Genomic DNA, 21,992 nt, shown 5'->3' with positions numbered 1-21,992 from the left:
TCAACACAAGCTGACTCGACTCACAAAAAACACTTATTACTAACGTGATTTAACATCACGCAACCTGAATACTGCGGAATAGTATTCATTCTCAGTTTAGTATACTTACATGCTTTAGGAGCCATCCTAATTTCATAACATTTCTCCGTTATCGAAGCTGTGAAAGCAGATTCGTTTTTCATACGCAATGATCACCCCAATCATTGCGTATTTTTTTATTTGAATCAGCTATTTATACAGCTTGTACAACAATAAAAATAATTTCCCGAGATGCAAAAACTACTTGAACGGCTTTGTCGCACAAAGATTTCATAACTATATGATTTAAAAGTTTTGATTATTTTTTGATACAAAATTAAATTTATTTAAATCAGATGCTTACATATTTATGCAACAAAGCAATACCAAATTAACTCTTATCATATACTTTATCTCTCAAATGTGGCTAATTTTTCAACATAAAAAATCCCCAAAATTGGGGATTGAGTACTGAATAAAATCAAGATCTTCAAAATTTGTTATTTAAGCAAACCTTGATCTTTTAATACTTGCCACATGGTAGAACCCAATTCAGCAGGGCTACGCGTATAAGCAATTCCAGCACGCTCAAAGGCTGCAAATTTTTCTTCCGCAGTGCCTTTACCGCCTGAAATAATTGCACCCGCATGTCCCATACGCTTACCTTTAGGTGCTGTCACTCCTGCAATATAACCCACCACAGGTTTGCTAACATTCGACTGGATATATTCCGCAGCTTCTTCTTCTGCCGTACCACCAATTTCACCAATCATAACAATCGCATCGGTGTCTGGGTCGTCTTGGAACAATTTTAAAGCATCAATTTGGTTCATACCTGGAATTGGGTCACCACCAATCCCGATACAGGTCGATTGCCCTAAGCCTAATTTGGTGGTTTGTGCCACAGCTTCATAGGTCAAAGTACCTGAACGTGAAATAATGCCAATTCGTCCTGGTTGATGAATATGCCCTGGCATGATGCCAATTTTACATTCACCTGGTGTAATCACACCTGGGCAGTTTGGTCCCACCAAACGTGTACCATTGCCATTGGTTTCTAAATAACGCTTGGCTTTAAGCATGTCGATGGTTGGCACACCTTCCGTAATCACCACAATCAAACCTACTCCAGAATCGACTGCTTCTACAATCGAATCTAAAACAAACGGTGCAGGCACATAAATCACCGATGCATCTGCACCTGTTTCACGTACAGCTTCTTTCATGGTGTTAAATACAGGTAATTCCAAATGGGTTTGACCACCTTTTCCTGGCGTTACCCCACCCACCACTTTAGTTCCATAATCAAGTGCTTGTGCTGAGTGAAAAGTACCATTTTTACCAGTGAAACCTTGTACCAATACTTTGGTGTCTTTATTAATTAATACGCTCATCCTGATTCTCCTTAAGCTTTCACTGCAGCAACAATTTTTTCTGCGGCATCAGACAAGCCGTTTGCAGAAATAAGTTTTAATCCTGATTCATCGAGTAATTTTGCACCAAGTTCCGAGTTGTTCCCTTCTAGGCGAACCACTACAGGTACTGTCACATTTACTTCCTGAACCGCTGCAATAATTGCTTCCGCAATCATGTCACAACGTACAATTCCACCAAAAATATTAATCAGTACGCCTTTAACCGAGTGATCTGCCAAAATAATTTTAAAGGCTTCAATCACACGCTCTTTGGTTGCACCACCACCTACATCTAAGAAGTTCGCAGGCTGGCCACCATACAACTTAATAATATCCATCGTTGCCATTGCCAAGCCCGCACCATTGACCATACAGCCAATGTTGCCTTCCAAAGCTACATAGTTCAGGTCAAATTCTGAAGCACGCAATTCACGCTCATTTTCTTGTGACTTATCTCGCAGCGCCAAGACTTCAGGTAAACGGTACAACGCATTAGAGTCGATTCCGACTTTAGCATCGACACATAAAATCTCACCATTTTCGCGCACTGAAAGTGGATTAATTTCAAACAAAGCAAAATCATTATCAATAAATGCCTGATAAGCCGCAGTCATAATTTTTACAAACTGAGTGATTTGGCTATCTTTTAGTTTTAAGGCGAAAGCAACTTCTCGCGCCTGAAATGGCAATAACCCCACCAATGGATCGACTTCTACTTTAATAATTTTTTCAGGGGTTTCTTCTGCGACTTTTTCAATTTCAACCCCACCTTCGGTAGATGCCATAAAGGTGACACGACGGCTTGAACGATCTACCACAGCACCTAAGTACAATTCGCGCTCTACAGGATAGACATCTTCTGCAACCAAAATACTGTTTACCGGCTGACCATAAGCATCAGTTTGATAAGTGACCAAGCGTGTACCAATAATTTCATTGGCATAGTCTGCAGCTTCCTGTGCAGATTTCACCACTTTTACACCACCCGCTTTACCACGGCCACCCGCATGTACTTGCGCCTTCATTACGGCAAATTTTCCGCCCAGTTGCTCAAAAGCTTGCACAGCTTCTACTGCTGTCGTGGCCAAGATTCCTTCCTGAACAGGCATGCCATATTTTTTTAATAGCGCTTTCGCTTGATACTCATGTAAATTCATTGACTAACCTTTTACTACTTCTTTTATTCAGTTCTCACCACCCGCATCAAATCTGGGTTTGATCTTGGTCTTCCATGGTGGTGCTATTTTCTATGCTCTTTATTTTTAGATGATTATTCCCACAAACACAACCATCAAATGTAAAAAGAGCGGCCTAAGCCGCTCTTTTTAGTGTTATTTGCGTTTACGCTGAATCGCGTGAATCGCACGCCCATCCACCGCTAAAGCAGCTTCATGCACTACTTCAGAGAAAGTTGGATGACCAAATGTCATTAATTGTAAATCTTCAACTGAAGATACAAATTCAAGGGCAATCATACCTTGGTGAACAATGTCAGACGCTGCAGGGCCAATTACATGCATGCCCAATAGACGATCTGTTTTTGCATCTGCTACAAACTTCACAAAGCCTGCACCTTCACCAGCAGCTAAAGCACGACCATTTACAGCGAAACCGAATTGACCAGTTTTCACTTCATGACCTTTTTCTTTGGCTTGCTCTTCAGTTAAACCTACCCACGCCGCTTCAGGGTGTGTGTAAATCACTGAAATGATGGTGTCGTAGTTCACTTGTGCAGCATGGCCATGAATACGCTCAACAGCCATCACGCCTTCTTCCATTGCTTTATGTGCAAGCATTGGACCACGCACCAAGTCACCAATTGCATATACACCTTCAACAGAAGTTGCACACCAATCGTTCACTTCAACTAAACCACGTTCAGTCAGTTTAATACCACAGTCATCAGCCAATAAGCCTTCTGCATAAGCACGACGACCTACACAAACGATTAACTTGTCAAAAGTTTGTTCTTTGTCTTCGCCGCCTTGGGTATATTTAACAGTCACTTCACGACCGTTAATTTCAGTACCTGCAACTTTTGCACCGATACGGATGTCCATACCTTGCTTAGTCAACAGTTTTTGGTAGTCTTTAGCCAATGCTTTGTCAGCCATTGGTAAGAATGCATCCATTGCTTCAAATACTACAACTTCTGCACCCAAACGACGCCATACTGAACCAAGCTCAAGACCAATGACACCTGCACCAATCACACCTAAACGCTTAGGTACTTCAGCGAACTCAAGTGCACCTGTTGAATCAACAATCAGGTCTTGATCTACTGGCGCTACAGGAATGTTAACTGGTACAGAACCTGTCGCAAGAATGACATATTTAGGCTCTAGAACCTGAGTTTCACCTTCGTGAGAAACGAACTCAACTTTCTTGCCAGCAAGTAATTTACCTGTACCTTTTAACCACTCAATACCGTTACCTTTTAATAACTGATCAATACCGCCAGTCAATTGGTCAACGATTTTGTCTTTTCGTGCTAAAAGTTTTGCAAGGTCAAACTGTACTTCGCCTGTGGTGATACCGTGATCAGCCAAGTGATGAACCGTATCTTCATAACGATGTGAAGAATCGAGTAATGCTTTAGATGGGATACAACCCACGTTTAAGCATGTACCACCCAAAGATGGTTTACCTTTGTGAATACGTTTTTCGATACACGCAACTTTAAAGCCAAGTTGAGCCGCACGAATTGCCGCTTCATAACCACCTGGGCCACCGCCAATAACAACAAGATCAAATTGTTGAGACATTTTTATCTCCAAAAATGGGCTTAGAGGATCGCTCCAAGCCCACTGATTTATTCTTTAGAATTAAAGGTCAAGGATGAGTTTAGCTGGCTCTTCTAACAATTCTTTGATTGTTACAAGGAAACCTACAGCTTCTTTACCATCAATTAAACGGTGGTCATAAGAAAGCGCTAAGTACATCATTGGCAAGATTTCAACTTGACCATTTACCGCCATAGGACGCTCTTGGATTTTGTGCATGCCCAAAATTGCAGTTTGTGGCGTGTTTAGAATTGGTGTAGATAACAATGAACCGAAAGTACCACCGTTAGTAATGGTGAATGTACCGCCAGTCATATCTTCAATACCTAGCTTACCGTCACGTGCTTTATAAGCATAGTCACGAATACCGTTTTCTACTTCAGCGTAGTTCATGCGGTCTGTATCACGTAATACAGGAACCACTAAACCACGGTCAGAAGAAACCGCTACACCGATGTCGTAGTAACCGTGATATACGATGTCTTCGCCATCAATAGAAGCGTTTACTGCTGGGTAACGTTTCAATGCTTCAGTTGCAGCTTTCACGAAGAAAGACATAAAGCCTAAACGTGCACCATGACGTTTTTCAAATGCGTCTTTGTATTGTGCACGCATTTCCATGATTGGCTTCATGTTCACTTCGTTGAATGTTGTTAACATTGCAGTTTCTTGAGTCGCTGCAAGTAAACGCTCTGCAACACGCTTACGTAAACGTGTCATAGGAACACGTTTCTCGATACGCTCACCTACCGCAACGCTTAATGGCGCAGCTGCAGCAGCAGGTTTAGCTTGATGATTTGCAACATCTTCTTTAGTGATACGACCACCACGACCTGTACCAGAAACGTCTGCAGCATTGATACCTGTTTCAGTCAACGCTTTACGTACTGCTGGTGCTTGGTCAGCAACTGGTTGTGCACGCTCAACAACTGGCGCAGCGCCTGCTTCAGTTTTCGCCGCAGCTTGCTCTACTTGTGCTTCAGACTGAACTGCTTGAGTTTGAGCAGCGCCAGAAACAGCACCCGCTTCAAATTGAGCAATTACTTCGTCAGAAAGAACAGTATCGCCTTCGTTTTTGATGATTGCAGAGATTGTGCCATCAGCAGGAGCGACTACTTCCAAAACAACTTTATCGGTTTCAATATCACAGATCACTTCATCACGTGAAACTGCTTCACCTGGTTGTTTGTGCCAAGTTGCAATCGTACCGTCTGCAACTGACTCTGGAAATACCGGTGCTTTAATTTCGGTTGCCATTACTTCGAATCTCCTGTTATTCAGCTACGATCGCAAGCGCGTCATTGATGAGCTGAGCTTGTTGTTTTGCATGCAAATATGGTGAACCACACGCTGGTGCTGCAGATGCTTCACGACCCGCATAACTAATGCGAATCTGTTTACCAGTTTTCATTACGTCATCATATAAACGTGGCGCGATGAATAACCAAGCACCTTGGTTCTTCGGCTCTTCTTGAGTCCAAACTAATTCTTTTACGTTTGGATAAGAAGCAAGAACTTCAGCAAGACGTTGTTCTGGATATGGGTACAACTGTTCAATACGAACAATTGCAGTATTGTTCAATTCTAATTCACGACGCTTTTCAAGCAAGTCGTAATACACTTTACCACCACACAATACCAAACGCGTCACGTCTGATTTGTTGATGTTGTCAACTTCATCAATCACAGTCTGGAATGTACCAGTTGCAAGCTCATCAAGGTTAGACACTGCTAACTTGTGACGAAGTAAAGACTTCGGCGACATGATGATCATTGGCTTACGGATTGGACGAATCGCCTGACGACGTAAAGCGTGGAAAATCTGTGCAGGTGTTGTTGGTGTCATCACTTGCATGTTTTCTTCCGCACAAAGCTGTAAGAAACGCTCTAAACGTGCAGATGAGTGCTCAGGACCTTGACCTTCAAAACCGTGTGGAAGAAGCATCGTTAAACCACACACACGCTCCCACTTGGTTTCGCCAGATGAAATGAACTGGTCGATTACCACTTGAGCACAGTTGGCAAAGTCACCGAATTGTGCTTCCCAAATAATCAAGCTCTTTGGAAGGGTCGTCGCATAACCATATTCAAATGCCAATACTGCCATTTCAGACAATAATGAGTCGTAGATTGCAACGCGTGGTTGGTTCTCTTTGATGTGGCATAACGGAATATAAGTTTTACCATCGACTTGGTTATGCAGTTTTGCATGACGGTGCGAGAAAGTACCACGACCAACGTCTTCACCAGTCAAACGAACAAGGTAACCCTCATCCAACAAAGATGCGTAAGCTAAAGTTTCAGCTGCACCCCAGTTTAGTGGCATTTCACCTGTTTGCATTTTCAAGCGATCGTCAATCACTTTGGCAACTTGGCGCTGCATCACGAAACCTTCTGGAAGTTTACGCATGGTTTGACCAAGTTCTTTCAAACGCTCGATAGGGAAAGTTGTATCCCAAACGTCTGTATAGTCGTGACCCAAGTATGGCGACCAATCTACAAACATTTTGGTATTTGGCTCAAGTACCAATGCGTTCGCAACGTGATTACCCGCTTCTAAATCTGCGCGGTAATCTTCAATCATTTGATCTGCTGCTGCGCGATCCAACACACCTTCTTGCACCAATTGGTCAGCATACAAAGTACGTGTAGTGGTCTTTTTGTTAATCACTTGATACATCATTGGCTGAGTTGCTGCTGGCTCGTCAGCTTCGTTGTGACCACGACGACGGTAGCAGAACAAATCAATCACAACGTCTTTACGGAATGTGTGACGGAAATCGTGTGCCAATTGAGATACAAAAATTACAGCTTCAGGGTCATCGCCATTCACATGGAAAATTGGCGCCTGAATCATTTTTGCAATGTCAGTACAGTATTCTGTAGAACGCGCGTCACGTGGGTCAGAAGTTGTGAAACCAACTTGGTTGTTAATCACAATGTGAACTGTACCACCTACGGTATAACCACGAGTTTGTGACATTTGGAAGGTTTCTTGGTTCACACCTTGACCTGCAAATGCTGCGTCACCGTGTACGATTAATGGCAATACGTCATCACCACCAATGTCTTTTCGACGTACTTGGCGTGCACGAACAGAACCTTCAACCACTGGACCAACAATTTCCAAGTGTGATGGGTTAAACGCAAGCGCCAAGTGCACTTCACCACCTGGTGTCATCACGTTAGATGAGAAACCTTGGTGATATTTCACGTCACCCGAACCTTTTTTGTGTAAGCTCTTACCTTCGAACTCACCAAATAGGTCTGCTGGGTTTTTACCCATGATATTCACAAGCAGGTTCAAACGACCACGGTGTGGCATACCAATCACAACTTCTTTACAACCTACAGCACCTGCACGTTGAATAATTTCGTTGACCATTGGGATAAATGATTCGCCGCCTTCTACACCAAAGCGTTTTGCACCCACGTATTTGTTACCTAGATATTTTTCTAGACCTTCAGCCGCTGTCAAGCGCTCAAGTACGTGTTTCTTCTGGTCTGCAGTGAACGTAAATTTACCGCGTGCGCTCTCTAAGCGTTGTTGAATCCAGCGTTTCTCTTTGGTATCAACAATGTGCATGTATTCTGCACCAATTGAACCGCAGTAGATTGACTGCATGGCTTCAACCATTTCACCTAGGGTCGCTTCAGCTTTATCAATCGCCAAGTTACCTGTGTGGAATACCGTGTCTAAATCTGACTTGGTTAAACCATGCGCAGCAAGATCTAAATCTGGCACGTCTTCACGTTTTGCCAAACCTAATGGATCTAATTTTGCTTTTTGGTGACCACGGTTACGGTAAGCTGCAATCAGTTGCAACACGCCAATTTGACGTTGTTCGTGTTCAGAACTCACTGAACCTTGAACAATGGCTTGAACGCGATTTGAATTACGACCTAATAAAAGGAATTGCTCACGTACATTGCTGTGTGGTTGATCACCCTTCGGGAATTTATCGAAATATTCACGCCAATCAGCACCGACTGATTCCGGTGACGTCAAATAATGCTCGTAAAGTTCTTCAATATACGCTGCACTATCAGCGGAAAGTTCAGTGTCAAGACGCAGTGCGTCAGCAACTTCTTGCATTTGTGGACCCATTTCCTATTGCAAAAACATTTTCCAGGATGCTTTTTAAGCAAAACCCATGATTGATAATGTCAAATTGGTAACATGACATTAGTCCCCAGTTGACAAATGTCATGAGGCGTTATCACTACATTAGGAAAACCCAATGTCATTTATGAATCATAACGCCCTCATTGGCATCATCACTCATCTATATACTCGACCCAAGCCGAGCAATTTTTTGCAAAATCGTTTTAGAAAAATGAAGTTCACTCACTTCGCTTTTCTAACCCGACTTTTATACTTTTAGTCTGATTAAATAGCACACTAAACAGCGTTAAAATGTTGATAAAATGTACAAAATTTCAATATTTTTTAAATATAGCGGTTCATTAATCGTAACATGATCTCATAAACCAATTGATTTTTTTGACACATACCTCCTATAAATTGGCGAAATACAGTGATTCTATTTTCATCTAATATATGGTGCTTTATTTAAAAAACAGAAGCAATTTAGACCAAAGTCCAACCCCACTATTTTAGATAAAAGAAAAGAGAGCACATCTCTCAATCTGCCCTCTCAATTACACGTTAAATGATAACATCTAAAAACAAATATTGCAGCTAATCTTGGCATTTGCCTATGCTTTACAACAAAATAGCAGCACTGGATTACAATTGTGTGCAACTTTAGTCGCCTTTTATCGGTTTTTGTCTATTAATCCAGCAGTTATACCTAAAAAATATCAAGCACTCATTTTTTAATCACTTCTTTGCATACTACGTTTATATGTTCGATATTAAAAAACACACCTCGTTATTATTTTACTTTTACAGCAATATTAAGCCATAAAAAAAGCACATCCAAAGATGTGCTTTTTTTCAACCTTAGCTCGCTTAGCCAGCTTGGTCTAATAACATGTTACGAATGTGACCAATTGCTTTCGTCGGGTTCAAACCTTTCGGACAAACAGACACACAGTTCATGATGCCTTTACAACGGAACAATGAGAATGGGTCGTCAAGACGAGCCAAACGCTCTTGAGTTGCAGTATCACGAGAGTCAATGATGAAGCGGTATGCATTCAACAATGCTGAAGGACCCAAGAACTTGTCTGGGTTCCACCAGAATGATGGGCATGAAGTTGAACAACATGCACAAAGAATACATTCATACAAACCATCAAGGTGTTCACGGTCTTCTTGAGACTGTAAACGCTCTTTTGGAGGCGCAGGCTGGTTGTTGATCAAGAACGGATGAATCTTGTTGTACTGATCGTAGAACTGATTCATATCAACAACTAAGTCTTTAATTACTGGAAGACCTGGAAGTGGACGAATCGTAATCACTTCTGGTAAGTCGTTTAGGTTCCAAAGACACGCTAAACCATTTTTACCGTTGATGTTTACACCATCAGAACCACAAATACCTTCACGACATGAACGACGGAACGTTAAAGTTTCGTCTTGTACTTTCAATGCAAGAAGCGCATCAAGCAACATACGGTGCTTATCAGTCAATTCAAGCTTAAAAGTTTGCATGTACGGTGCTTTATCCTTATCAGGATCGTAGCGGTAGATATTAAATGTACGAGTACCTCTACTCATCTTACTTCTCCCAATTAGAATGTACGTGGTTTAGGTGGAATAGCAGCTACAGTAAGCGGCTTGTAACGTACTGGTTTGTACTCAAGACGGTTATCTGTAGAGAACCATAAGGTGTGCTTCATCCACTCATCATCACGACGACCATAAGAATAAGTTGGGTGATCTGGTGGTAACTCGAAGTCTACAACCGTATGCGCACCACGACATTCTTTACGTGCAGCAGCTGAGATTAATGTCGCTTTAGCAACTTCATATAAGTTTTCAACTTCTAAAGCTTCTACACGCGCAGTGTTAAATACTTTAGATTTGTCTTTCAAATGAATGTTGCGAACACGTGGTTCAAGCGCAAGAATTTGTTTAACACCTTCTTCAAGCAACGCTGAAGTACGGAATACACCTGCGTGATCTTGAACGATGTTACGAATCGTATCTGCAACTTCTTGAGCATTTTCACCAGAAGTCGATTCGTCAAGTTTACGAATACGGTTCACAGTGTTTTCAAGAACAGTTGTTGGAAGTGGTTCGTACTCACCATCGTGTTGCTTAGTTACATACTCAATGATGTGCTGACCAGCAGCTTTACCAAATACAACCAAGTCAAGCAATGAGTTTGTACCTAAACGGTTTGCACCGTGTACAGATACACATGAACACTCACCAATTGCATAGAAACCTTTTACTGGTTTAGCAAAATCACGGTCACCCGAGTTTGTTGTATAAGTATCAGTTTCTGCGTTGTAGTTCGCAACCAACTCTTGAGTTTCACGGCTTTCTGGCACAACCACTTGACCATGAATATTTGTTGGAATACCACCCATTTGATAGTGGATAGTCGGCACTACTGGGATTGGCTCTTTTGTACAGTCAACGTTCGCGAATTTCTTACCAATCTCGAATACAGATGGAAGACGCTTCATGATGGTGTCTGCACCTAAGTGCGTCATATCAAGCAAGATGTAGTCTTTATTTGGACCACAACCACGACCTTCTTTAATTTCTTGGTCCATAGAACGTGATACGAAGTCACGTGGCGCCAAGTCTTTCAAAGTTGGTGCATAACGCTCCATGAACGGCTCGCCTGAATCGTTACGAAGGATACCACCTTCACCACGACAGCCTTCCGTTAACAATACGCCTGCGCCCGCAACACCCGTAGGGTGGAACTGCCAGAATTCCATATCTTGTAATGGAATACCTGCACGAGCTGCCATACCAAGACCGTCACCAGTGTTGATATATGCGTTTGTAGATGCGCGGTAAACACGACCAGCACCACCAGTAGCAAATAATGTCGCTTTCGCTTGGAATACTGCAATTTTGCCAGTTTCTTGATCAATTGCTGTAACACCAAGTACATCGCCTGCTTCGTTACGGATTAAATCAAGAGCAATCCATTCAACGAAGAATTGAGTACCCATTTTCACGTTGCTTTGATAAAGCGTGTGAAGAAGTGCGTGACCAGTACGGTCAGCTGCAGCACATGCACGCGGCACAGCTTTTTCACCGTAGTTTGCAGAGTGACCACCGAATGGACGTTGGTAAATTGTACCGTCTGCGTTACGGTCAAATGGCATACCCAAGTGTTCTAATTCATAAACCACTTGTGGCGCTTCACGCGTCATAAACTCGATCGCGTCTTGGTCGCCTAACCAGTCAGAACCTTTTACTGTGTCATAAAAGTGGTAGTGCCAGTTATCTTCTTGCATATTACCAAGAGATGCACCAATACCACCTTGCGCCGCAACAGTGTGCGAACGTGTCGGGAATACTTTGGTCAGTACCGCAACTTTTAAACCCGCTTGAGCAAGCTGGTAAGATGCACGCATACCTGAACCACCACCACCAACGATGACTGCGTCAAAAAATTGGTGTGGAATATTTGTATAATCTTCTTTAGGGTTAATCGCGCCCATGATATTTTCCTATCAATTCGCCCAGAAAATCTGGATAGCCCAGATTGCGTATGCAAAAACAGCAATAATCACTGCTGAAGTCAGCACTAGGCGTAAACCTGAAGCTGAAGGACCCATTTGACGAGTAGTCACATAGTCAGTGAATACTTGCCACATGCCAATCCAAGCGTGTGCAACAAGAGATAAGACTGCCAATAAAGACATAATCTTCATTGGTAATGTCATCATAAAGCCGTACCACTGTTCAAAGTTGAATCCACCGTTAAGAAGAATCCAACCAAATACCACAACGGTATAAACAGCAAGAACTACAGCACTAACACGTTGGATATACCAATCGCGAGAACCTGAACCCGTTAAACCTGTAGCACTTTTCATTAGATTACAATCCATACAAATGCTGCAACGATACCAATTGCAGACAAGATCAATGAAATAGTAGCTGCAATGCGACCGCTTTGCAGTTCTTCTGCAAAACCAAGGTCAGCAAGTAAGTGCTTAATACCAGCAATGAAGTGATAAATTAAGCCGGCTACAAATACCCATACGATAAAGCGTACAAAGAAACCGTTAAAAATTTCTTGAACTTGAGCAAAACCTTCAGGTGAAGACAATGACTTGTCTAACAACCATAAAAGTACCGGTACGAGTAAAAATACGATGACACCAGAAAGACGGTGTAGAATTGATGCAATAGCCACGGGCGATTTTAAGTTTACTTCTAAAACTTGACCCATGGACAAATTGACAGGTCTGTTGCTTTTCACAGCGGGCATCCTGTAAGTAAAAACTCCATCCGGAGTTTGTTGGAATAAATTCGAAGGAAAGCTGGCATTGTCAGGCAAATTCATGCCTAACCTTAAAACGACACTGAATTATAAAACGTCAACTGTCAAAATACAAACAACACAGCTCGGCTTTTTTGCCAAAAATCCTTTAAATAAGAATCATTAACAACAATAAGAATCAACAACCTGCTTAACTAAATTACAATCATACTTATAACACAATGTTTTTATACAATTTATTTAGCAATAGGCTCTATATATAGCTTTATATCTATTTAGAATATTTAGACTAAAGATAAATTTGCACCTTACTCTCTATCATATCTATTCGTGTCTACAAACATTGAGCACACAGCTTTATCGGACACTCGCATCTTTTACTGTTAAAGCTGTGATACGTTGCTGCAAAGCAACAATTATTGGCTTACTCACACTCGGATAACTTTTATTTATTTATAATCAACAGACTTAGACTGTTTTATATTTCCCCGATTACAAGGTTTACAACCCAGACTATTTCTCAAACTTATATTCAGCGTCCGCTCTAAATACCAATCTACCTTTTTTACCATAATCATCATGCGAAAGAATGACTTATCCAGTATTTTCCAATATTACACAAAACAAGAAACTCTTAATCTTATGCAGAACCCCATATTCTTTTGCCCAAAAAATGCTTATTCCTGAAATTTTTTCTGAGTTTAATCAGTCATTTTTTGATCAATTAACATCTATTTTAAATACCCGACTTGCAGCCTGTATCCAAAAGACAAACCTACCTGATGCCTATGCAAAAACGTGTAAGTTATGAGAATTAGATAAATTTAAGTTTTGGGCTGCAACCCACCGCAGAATCACCACAGCAAAACCATTATTTAAAATTGCTTACAATTAATCCCAAACGATGATTTTTTTCTGCACATCCAACAAATTTTGACTTATGATACTGCGGCTGTGCTGTGATTTTATTGATTTTTTTACTGGAATTTTTTCGGCTTTTTCTGCAAACAGTCGTCTACTTAATCCATAAGTATAATTGACAAAATTTCAGTACTCTCTAATCTTAGAGCAAATTTTTAATCCGTCTGACTTGCGCATTAAAAGATTGATACTTCGAGTCAGATCAACATTCACCAGGACAGGAGATCTATTGAATGTCTGAAGCAACTGGCAAAAAAGCCGTATTACAGCTTGATGGAAAAGAAATTGAATTACCAATTTACAGCGGCACATTAGGCCCAGATGTAATTGACGTTAAGGATGTGTTAGCGGCAGGTCACTTTACTTTTGATCCTGGTTTTATGGCAACAGCGTCTTGCGAGTCTAAAATCACATTTATTGATGGTAACAAAGGTATTCTTTTACACCGCGGTTACCCAATTGACCAATTGGCAACTAAAGCTGACTACTTAGAAACTTGCTACTTATTATTAAATGGCGAGCTTCCAACAGCTGAACAAAAAGCTGATTTTGACGCAAAAGTTCGCAACCACACTATGGTTCACGACCAAGTTAAGCGTTTCTATAACGGTTTCCGTCGTGATGCTCACCCTATGGCAATCATGGTTGGTGTTGTTGGTGCGTTATCTGCGTTCTATCACAACAATTTGGACATCGAAGATGTTAACCACCGTGAAATCACAGCGATTCGTTTAATCGCGAAGATTCCTACTTTAGCGGCTTGGAGCTACAAGTACACAGTTGGTCAACCATTCGTTTACCCACGTAACGACTTAAGCTACGCAGAAAACTTCTTGTACATGATGTTTGCTACACCAGCAGACCGTGACTACAAAGTTAACCCTGTTCATGCACGCGCTATGGATCGTATTTTCACGCTTCACGCTGACCACGAACAAAACGCGTCCACTTCAACTGTACGTTTAGCTGGTTCTACTGGCGCTAACCCATACGCATGTATCTCTGCAGGTATTTCTGCACTTTGGGGTCCTGCTCACGGTGGTGCGAACGAAGCTGTTCTTAAGATGCTTGATGAAATCGGCTCTGTAGAAAACGTTGCAGACTTCATGGAAAAAGTGAAGACTAAAGAAGTGAAGCTTATGGGCTTCGGTCACCGCGTTTATAAAAACTTCGACCCACGTGCAACAGTAATGAAGCAAACTTGTGACGAAGTTCTTAACGACTTAGGTATCAACGATCCACAACTTGCACTTGCAATGGAACTTGAGCGTATTGCGTTATCTGATGAATACTTCATCAAGCGTAACTTATACCCTAACGTAGACTTCTATTCAGGTATCATTCTTAAAGCGATTGGTATCCCAACAGAAATGTTTACTGTAATTTTCGCTCTTGCACGTACTGTAGGCTGGATCAGCCACTGGTTAGAAATGCACAGCGGTCCTTACAAAATCGGTCGTCCACGTCAGCTTTACACAGGTTACACTCAACGCGACATCAACCGTTAATTCGGTTCGCATTGTACCTTGTAAAACGAGTACGACTCAAAAAACCACCTTCGGGTGGTTTTTTTATTTTTGAATATTTATCCACACTAGAATACAAAGCCTTGGTAGTTTGACTTAGACAACATAATTAAATTGGGTCGCAACCCATTTTACGCTATATTTTTAATGTCAGCCTTTCATGATCAATTTACATGCTGCAACTGCATTTCTTATTTTTAAGTCTGCTCATGCGTTTTTTAAAACTTGCGCAGTTTAAATATCGCTACTTAACACCTGCAGAAATACAGCTCTGCCAGTCTGTGTTCGGCCATTTAATTGACTACAGCAAAGTCAGAGTCATGAATCACCCCTATTTACCTTGGCAACCACAACATATATTTATGGCACCCTGTGGTGATATTCATGTGCGTAATTTGCATTACCGTTCAGACTACACTCAAGCACATTTAGGCTATCAAGCCATTTTTATTCACGAAATGGCGCATGTCTTGCAATATCAACAGAAAATCAATGTCTTGCTACACGGTGCACTCCTACAAACGGCATATTATTTAAGCTTTAAACAGTACAATCCATATCGCTATCAATTGACTACAAACAAGCCTTTTTTTGCCTATAACATTGAACAACAAGGCGACATCGCTAAAGATATTTTCCTGAAAAAAATTGACAATATTATTCTGAATCCACCAAAACCAATTGCTTAACTGAATATTCTTTAACTTGAGCGATCAGGCTTAAAACCACAGACAAACCTAATCTTAAAATATAATAATTTCAAATAAATAGCATAAAAATTCTGTCACATTTCAATGATATTCTGCAGCATACAAGAATAAAGTGTATTCGATGCTAGCATCTATTCTAAATTACGATAAAATAGCAAAAGTCTCTATTTTTGCACCGCAAAATAAGATCTTTATCTGTTAGATAATAAATGGTTTTTATTTGTGCCTTTCGGCAGTCGTTTAATCCACAATACACTGCGCTGAAATTTTTATAACAATAATAATCAGTTGTTTATGTGTATTTTAAACCTATAGGAATAGGACTTAATTTAAATGAAATCTTTTAAAATTGCCCTTGCACAGTTCTCTCCACACATCGGCAATCTCGAAGCAAATGCGCAAAAAATGCTTGAACAGGCAAATGAAGCGAAAAAACAACACGCAGATCTGATTATTTTTCCTGAACTTTCTCTCTTGGGTTACCCAGCAGAAGATTTATTACTGCGCCCAAGCTTGAATAAACGCACTCAACAAGCATTTGAACAATTACGTGAAATTAAAGATATCGTTTTAGTTTTCGGTTTTGTGAATGAAACTGAAGATGGTCAACGTTTCAACTCTGCTGCAGTCATGAAAGATGGCAATATTCTTGGTATTTATAACAAACAAAATTTACCGAATTATGCCGTATTTGATGAGAAGCGTTATTTCGATGAAGGTCATCAACATCTGGTATTTGAATACCTTGGACATAAATTTGGTGTATTAATTTGCGAAGATTTATGGGCACTGCCAACGGTACAGCAACTCGCACAACTCAATGTTGAAACAGCATTGGTGCTCAATGCATCACCTTATGAAGTGGGCAAGCCACAACATCGTGTACAAACTATGACTGAGCTGGCTAAGCAACTCCATTTAAATGTCGTGTATGTGAACCAAGTGGGCGGTCAGGATGATTTAATCTTCGATGGTACCAGCTTCGTGATCAATCAAGCGGGCGATATTGCACTACAAGCACCGACGTATCAGGAAGGTGTATTCTTCGTTGAATATGATGCTGCTCAGAAATACTTTAAAACTGCAGAGATTAGCCCCGCTTTAGATACGTTGGCAGAAATTTACCAAGGCTTGGTTTTAGCTACACGTGACTATGTACAACGTTCAGGCTTCCCTGGGGTTATTTTAGGTTTATCGGGTGGTATTGACTCTGCGCTGACACTTGCAATTGCAGTCGATGCCATTGGTGCAGACAAAGTACAAGCGGTGATGATGCCATATACTTATACAGCACAAATCAGTGTTGAAGATGCGGCAGAGCAAGCCAAAGCATTAGGTGTTACCTTCGGCATTGCCGAAATTCATCCTGTAGTGAATAGCTTCATGCAAACCTTGTATCCGTTCTTTGGCAATAGCCCAAGTGACACCACTGAAGAAAATTTACAAGCCCGTGCACGCGGTACAATTTTGATGGGGCTTTCCAACAAATTTGGTAACTTAGTCCTGTCTACAGGCAACAAATCTGAACTGGCTGTTGGCTATTGCACCTTATACGGCGATATGGTTGGTGGTTATGCCGTACTCAAAGACGTATATAAAACCATTGTATTTGAACTGGCAAAATACCGTAACAGTATTGCTGATGCGCCTGTCATTCCAGAACGTGTGATTACTCGTCCACCTTCTGCAGAATTACGCCCAGATCAGAAAGACCAAGACTCTTTACCACCGTACGAAATTTTGGATGCAATTTTGTATGCCTACATTGAAGAAGACCAAAGCCAAGAAGATATTATTGGCAAAGGCTTTGAACGTGCAATGGTTGAGAAAGTGATTCAATTGGTCGATCGCAATGAATATAAGCGCCGCCAAGGTGCCTTAGGACCACGTATCAGTTCACGTGCATTTGGCCGTGAACGTCGTTACCCATTAGTGAATGGCTGGAAACCTGGAATTTAAGCGAAAGTATAGCTTGAACAGAAGCGTAAAAAACCAAGCGAAGGCTTGGTTTTTTATTGCCTGTATTTTAAGAACGGGGGCAATAAAGCGTATCTTAAAATTTGATATAAAAAAAGACCAAGCTGAGAGCTTGGTCTATAAAAATGGTGGCTATGACGGGACTTGAACCTGTGACCCCCGCATTATGAGTGCGGTGCTCTAACCAACTGAGCTACATAGCCATAAACTGTGTGCGCATTATCTAAACTTAGCTCTGCATCGTCAAGTATTTTAATTTACAAACGCTCACAGTTTAAACAAATACTTTTCAATTTATTAGTTTTTAGGCAATTTACCTTTTTCTTACGGATTATCATCCATATTTATTGCAAAATTTATTCAAATGACCAGAGAAAATACTATGTCTTCTACTCTTCGTTTTAAATGGCTTGCTGTTGCAGGCTTAGCTTTGAGCTTAGGTGCATGTCAGGTCGTTGGGCCAATTTTGGTTGACTACAACGGTGTACGCCGTGACGTAGCACAGTATATCAACTCAAAAATGAGTTACGGCTTTGCAGATAAACGCGTATTGGTAGCCTATGCCAAAGGTCAGCAAAAGATTCTTACTGCAGATCGTCTCAGTCCTGAAGCCCAGCAGCAATTGGCCTATGAGCGTGCGGTGGGGCGTTATTGCGCATCACAACATATTTCACTGAAAAAGTTAAATCAGGTGGATGCCAAAATTTTTAGCTATCCTGATCAGCAAGCCAACTGGCAACATATTCAAAACCTGCAAATGCAAATTCAGCTCGACACCAACAACATAGATTGCACAGGTAAATTTTAAAGATAAAAAAAGACCACATTAGTGAATGTGGTCTGAAAAATGGTGGCTATGACGGGACTTGAACCTGTGACCCCCGCATTATGAGTGCGGTGCTCTAACCAACTGAGCTACATAGCCAAAAACTGTGCGCGCATTATCTGCTGTAATCTAGGTAACGTCAAGCCTTATCACGCATCAATTGCTTAAAATTTGGTGAAGTGAACCGATAAGCCGGGTTCTGTCGAGAACGATCATTCCTCTAGGCGTACAATCACTCATACGCTCAAGCGACCTACCCGAATCCAGTACGGGCCGTACCTCAGGATTCCTATTTGGTCTTGCTTCTGGTGGGGTTTACCATGCCATGAACTGTTACCAGCCATGCGGTGCGCTCTTACCGCACCCTTTCACCCTTACCTTCAATTTCTTCCGAAAAAGAAACCATATGAAGGCGGTCTACTCTCTGCTGCACTTTCCGTCGGCTCACGCCGCCCAGGCGTTACCTGGCACCCTGCCCTATGAAGCCCGGACTTTCCTCCCCTGTTTCAGTCACGGAGACCTCCACAGCAGCGATCGTCTGGTTCACTTCGAAGGCGCATCTTAGCAAAATTATAAGTTAATTGCTTGCGCTTTTTTGAGCAATCAGTTTTTTATATTTTTCCAGCAATTGTTCCTGTGTTTCTACATGCTCTGGATCGAGCGGAATACAATCGACTGGGCAAAATAACTGACACTGCGGCTGCTCGTGATGTCCTACACATTCAGTACATAATGCTGGATTAATCTCATAAATCAGCTCACCCATATAAATTGCCTCATTTGGGCATACAGGTTCACAGACATCACAGTTAATACATTCATCGGTAATATATAAAGACACGCTACCAACCTTGTCGTAATTTACGCTCAAAGGCTTCGACCACAACAGGTGCAACAAATTTAGTCACATCACCTTTTAAGCGTGCAATTTCACGAACTAATGTAGAAGAAATAAATGAATATTGCTCTGAAGGAGTCAGAAATACCGCTTCATATTTCGCATCTAATTGACGGTTCATATTTGCCAACTGAAATTCATATTCAAAATCTGAAACAGCACGCAAACCACGCAAAACTGCAGTCGCATTTTGCTCACGGAAAAAATTAACCAATAAACCATCAAATCCGACAAATTCAACATTAGGCAAATGCTTTAAAGATGCCTGTGCCAATTCCACACGTTCTTCCAAAGTAAAAATTGGATTTTTATGATGTCCAATGGCAATTGCGACCACGACTTCATCAAACATTTTTGCAGCACGTGTCACCAAGTCAATATGACCATTAGTAATCGGGTCAAAGGTGCCCGGATAAATTACGCGAGTTTTAGACATCCATTATGCTCTAGTTGGTTTTGTCAAAGTTAGTTTAACAAATACAAAAAATTTTAGTGAACTAAAGTCTACCAAATTATGAAATATCAAAGCAGTTTAGCCAACAGTTGTGATGATTTTGATTTGTCAGCAAGCCTTGGTTTGAGGCACAATAGTCATAAGTTTGGAAGTAATTGAATATGGCGAAGCTAACTGTAGTTAAAAAAAATACGGGCGGAACAATTGCACAGAATAAACGTGCACGCCACGATTATTTTATTGAAGAAAAATTTGAAGCAGGACTTTCTTTGCAAGGTTGGGAAGTCAAATCTTTGCGCGCAGGACGTATGACTATTACCGAAAGTTATATCCTGTTTCGTGACAATGAAGCCTTTTTATTTGGTGCACAAATTCAACCACTCTTGTCGGCTTCAACGCATGTAGTGCCTGAAGCGACCCGTACCCGCAAACTCTTACTTTCACGACGTGAAATTGAAAAGTTGATGGGTGCAGTCAATCAAAAAGGTTATTCTTGCGTACCTTTAGCATGTTATTGGAAAGGCCCTTTGGCGAAGCTTGAAATTGCTTTGGTGAAAGGTAAACAATTGCACGATAAACGCGCTTCTGAAAAAGACCGCGATTGGCAGCGTGATAAAGCACGTTTGATGCACAAATAATTTTGCACATTCCGCCCATAAAAAATGCTCGAGATCAACATCGAGCATTTTTTATGGAAGTTGTAAAACTAAAAATGCTTAGTCTTTAAGTTTTAATTCCACCAAATATTTACCAAATTTGACTGCAGTTTCCAAATCACCTTCGGGTGGCGTAACTTCAACACTGGCATTATCAGACTGCGTCATTAAACCCAAAAAGCTCGACATGCGGTTAATATCGTGTGGACTACGCCCTGTCGGCATAAACGGTAAACCTGACCACAACATGCCATGCTGCATCGCAAATAAATTAATTTGTTGCAGCACCGCCAGTTTATCGCCACTTAAACCACCGCCATTGGTAAAACCTGCCGCCAGTTTGCCCTGCCAAGTTCTGGCCAACCAACGCTTAGACGATTGCTCCATAAACTGTTTTAAAGCCGAAGTAATGCTGCCCATATAAGTTGGACAGCCCATAATGATAATATCGGCTTGATCTAGGCTATCCCATTCAATTTCAGCCACATCCATCAAAGTCACCTGAGCATCCATTTGCGCAGCACCTTGTGCAATATGCTGTGCCACCTTAGCAGTATGACCATAAGGACTGTGATAAACCACCGCCACACGAATAGCAGCGCAAGAAGATGTTGAATGAGTCACTAACATGAGAATGTTTAAAACCAAATAATTAAGTCAAGTTTAACACTAAGCCTGCATAAACACGAATGTTGCCATACGTCCTGTACGTGCTTGACGGCGGTAAGAATAGTAATCATCGGCTTGTTGATACGAGCACTGATCACCGCCCAAGACCGTTGTAACACCATGCTGCTGCAAAATAAAACGCGCGATCGCATACAAGTCAGCAAGATATTTACCTTGCTGCTGCCCTGCAATAAAAGCCGTGTCTAATTCAGGATATTTATCGCAAAATGCCTGTTTCACCTCAGCCCCAACTTCAAAACACGGCTGACTAATAGCCGCACCCAACCACGCCCATGTTGGAGCACTTTGCATTTCGGCGATGGTGTTTTCGATAATACCGTTGGCAAGACCACGCCAGCCTGCATGCAGATTCGCAACCTCAGTGCCTTCGGCATTGCCCAAAACCACAGGTAAACAGTCTGCGGTCATCATCATTAAAGCATGCGCTTTACGCTGAGTGACCAAACCATCGCCTTCTAAAGCTTCACAAGTGATTTGCTCATTAATGGTCTGACACAACACGCTATGTGTTTGCGTCATCCACGTCATTTTATCGACCCCATATTCAGCAAACTCTGCCAGTAAACTCATACGATGCTGCTGCACACGCCATGCATCATCCTGCACATGCAGCGCCAGATTAAAACCAGATACATCGGCACAGTCTGTCGCTAAAGCTTGCACATGTTGTATGCGGGTTTGCCCAACATACACACCTGCAGGTAATCCTTGAACAAATTGCATAAATCTAT

Annotated in this window: 18 protein-coding genes, 2 tRNA genes and 1 other RNA gene; 5 read left to right on the top strand and 16 right to left on the bottom strand. The window is 41.5% G+C overall.

Going from position 1 to position 21,992, the window contains the following annotated elements; translation table 11 throughout:
* Nucleotides 1-518 precede the first annotated feature (518 nt).
* The 9 genes from sucD to sdhC all read right to left on the bottom strand — a co-directional run bounded on the left by sucD (nt 519) and on the right by sdhC (nt 12,591).
* Nucleotides 519-1,412, bottom strand: coding sequence for a succinate--CoA ligase subunit alpha (gene sucD / locus FTV28_RS00775; RefSeq protein WP_136144279.1), 894 nt, complete (start codon nt 1,410-1,412; stop codon nt 519-521).
* Between the two features lie 11 nt (nt 1,413-1,423).
* A complete protein-coding gene (sucC, locus tag FTV28_RS00770) occupies nt 1,424-2,590 on the bottom strand; it encodes an ADP-forming succinate--CoA ligase subunit beta (protein WP_168418044.1) in 1,167 nt (388 codons plus the stop codon).
* A gap of 174 nt (nt 2,591-2,764) precedes the next feature.
* The gene (gene lpdA, locus FTV28_RS00765; RefSeq protein ID WP_179989243.1) at nt 2,765-4,198 is read right to left on the bottom strand and encodes a dihydrolipoyl dehydrogenase; all 1,434 of its coding nucleotides are present in this window, start codon (nt 4,196-4,198) and stop codon (nt 2,765-2,767) included.
* A 60-nt stretch (nt 4,199-4,258) separates the two neighbouring features.
* On the bottom strand, nt 4,259-5,473 hold the full coding sequence (gene odhB / locus FTV28_RS00760) for a 2-oxoglutarate dehydrogenase complex dihydrolipoyllysine-residue succinyltransferase (RefSeq protein ID WP_004972191.1): 1,215 nt from the start codon (nt 5,471-5,473) through the stop codon (nt 4,259-4,261).
* Nucleotides 5,474-5,489: 16 nt separating this feature from the next.
* A complete protein-coding gene (locus FTV28_RS00755) occupies nt 5,490-8,312 on the bottom strand; it encodes a 2-oxoglutarate dehydrogenase E1 component (RefSeq protein ID WP_179989346.1) in 2,823 nt (940 codons plus the stop codon).
* An 879-nt stretch (nt 8,313-9,191) separates the two neighbouring features.
* Nucleotides 9,192-9,902 (bottom strand): succinate dehydrogenase iron-sulfur subunit, encoded by a 711-nt coding sequence (locus FTV28_RS00750; protein WP_096901010.1) that lies wholly within the window; start codon nt 9,900-9,902, stop codon nt 9,192-9,194.
* Nucleotides 9,903-9,916: 14 nt separating this feature from the next.
* Entirely contained in the window at nt 9,917-11,815 is a 1,899-nt protein-coding gene (gene sdhA / locus FTV28_RS00745) for a succinate dehydrogenase flavoprotein subunit (RefSeq protein WP_168418040.1), read from the bottom strand.
* A 12-nt stretch (nt 11,816-11,827) separates the two neighbouring features.
* Nucleotides 11,828-12,193 (bottom strand): succinate dehydrogenase, hydrophobic membrane anchor protein, encoded by a 366-nt coding sequence (gene sdhD / locus FTV28_RS00740; RefSeq protein WP_096901012.1) that lies wholly within the window; start codon nt 12,191-12,193, stop codon nt 11,828-11,830.
* Nucleotides 12,193-12,591, bottom strand: coding sequence for a succinate dehydrogenase, cytochrome b556 subunit (gene sdhC / locus FTV28_RS00735; protein WP_143228670.1), 399 nt, complete (start codon nt 12,589-12,591; stop codon nt 12,193-12,195). Before sdhC ends, sdhD begins: the two co-directional genes overlap by 1 nt.
* Before the next feature lie 1,166 nt (nt 12,592-13,757).
* On the opposite strand from sdhC, the gene gltA reads away from it, so the two are divergent.
* From gltA to FTV28_RS00720, 3 genes are all read left to right on the top strand, one after another.
* On the top strand, nt 13,758-15,032 hold the full coding sequence (gltA, locus tag FTV28_RS00730) for a citrate synthase (protein WP_096901013.1): 1,275 nt from the start codon (nt 13,758-13,760) through the stop codon (nt 15,030-15,032).
* A 191-nt stretch (nt 15,033-15,223) separates the two neighbouring features.
* The gene (locus tag FTV28_RS00725) at nt 15,224-15,739 is read left to right on the top strand and encodes a hypothetical protein (RefSeq protein WP_178318539.1); all 516 of its coding nucleotides are present in this window, start codon (nt 15,224-15,226) and stop codon (nt 15,737-15,739) included.
* 354 nt (nt 15,740-16,093) lie between these two features.
* On the top strand, nt 16,094-17,719 hold the full coding sequence (locus FTV28_RS00720; RefSeq protein ID WP_179989242.1) for an NAD+ synthase: 1,626 nt from the start codon (nt 16,094-16,096) through the stop codon (nt 17,717-17,719).
* Between the two features lie 144 nt (nt 17,720-17,863).
* On the opposite strand, the gene FTV28_RS00715 is transcribed toward FTV28_RS00720, so the two are convergent.
* Nucleotides 17,864-17,940 (bottom strand) — tRNA-Met (locus tag FTV28_RS00715).
* Between the two features lie 179 nt (nt 17,941-18,119).
* Here FTV28_RS00715 and FTV28_RS00710 point away from each other — a divergent pair.
* Nucleotides 18,120-18,545, top strand: coding sequence for a hypothetical protein (locus FTV28_RS00710; RefSeq protein WP_179989241.1), 426 nt, complete (start codon nt 18,120-18,122; stop codon nt 18,543-18,545).
* Nucleotides 18,546-18,585: 40 nt separating this feature from the next.
* Here the strand turns inward: FTV28_RS00710 and FTV28_RS00705 are convergent.
* The 4 genes from FTV28_RS00705 to coaD all read right to left on the bottom strand — a co-directional run bounded on the left by FTV28_RS00705 (nt 18,586) and on the right by coaD (nt 19,897).
* Nucleotides 18,586-18,662, bottom strand: a tRNA-Met gene (locus FTV28_RS00705).
* Between the two features lie 73 nt (nt 18,663-18,735).
* Nucleotides 18,736-19,113: RNase P RNA component class A (gene rnpB / locus FTV28_RS00700), an RNA gene on the bottom strand.
* A 27-nt stretch (nt 19,114-19,140) separates the two neighbouring features.
* Nucleotides 19,141-19,404 (bottom strand): YfhL family 4Fe-4S dicluster ferredoxin, encoded by a 264-nt coding sequence (locus FTV28_RS00695; protein ID WP_004972206.1) that lies wholly within the window; start codon nt 19,402-19,404, stop codon nt 19,141-19,143.
* A gap of 1 nt (nt 19,405) precedes the next feature.
* Nucleotides 19,406-19,897: a pantetheine-phosphate adenylyltransferase gene (gene coaD, locus FTV28_RS00690; RefSeq protein ID WP_004972207.1), complete on the bottom strand. Its 492-nt coding sequence runs from the start codon at nt 19,895-19,897 to the stop codon at nt 19,406-19,408.
* 179 nt (nt 19,898-20,076) lie between these two features.
* Here coaD and smpB point away from each other — a divergent pair, with 179 nt between their 5' ends.
* Nucleotides 20,077-20,553: an SsrA-binding protein SmpB gene (gene smpB, locus FTV28_RS00685; RefSeq protein WP_004972209.1), complete on the top strand. Its 477-nt coding sequence runs from the start codon at nt 20,077-20,079 to the stop codon at nt 20,551-20,553.
* 78 nt (nt 20,554-20,631) lie between these two features.
* Here smpB and FTV28_RS00680 read toward each other — a convergent pair whose 3' ends face one another.
* Both FTV28_RS00680 and pgeF read right to left on the bottom strand, forming a co-directional pair.
* Nucleotides 20,632-21,201, bottom strand: a complete 570-nt coding sequence (locus tag FTV28_RS00680) for a flavodoxin family protein (RefSeq protein ID WP_179988548.1) — start codon at nt 21,199-21,201, stop codon at nt 20,632-20,634.
* A 39-nt stretch (nt 21,202-21,240) separates the two neighbouring features.
* Complete coding sequence (gene pgeF / locus FTV28_RS00675) at nt 21,241-21,984, bottom strand: peptidoglycan editing factor PgeF (protein WP_179989240.1); 744 nt, start codon at nt 21,982-21,984, stop codon at nt 21,241-21,243.
* Between the last annotated feature and the right edge of the window lie 8 nt (nt 21,985-21,992).

The organism is Acinetobacter sp. YH12252, from assembly GCF_013417365.1.
Lineage (GTDB): Bacteria > Pseudomonadota > Gammaproteobacteria > Pseudomonadales > Moraxellaceae > Acinetobacter > Acinetobacter towneri.
Note: the sequence above shows the minus strand (reverse complement) of the source record. Positions and strands in the feature narration are given on the sequence as shown.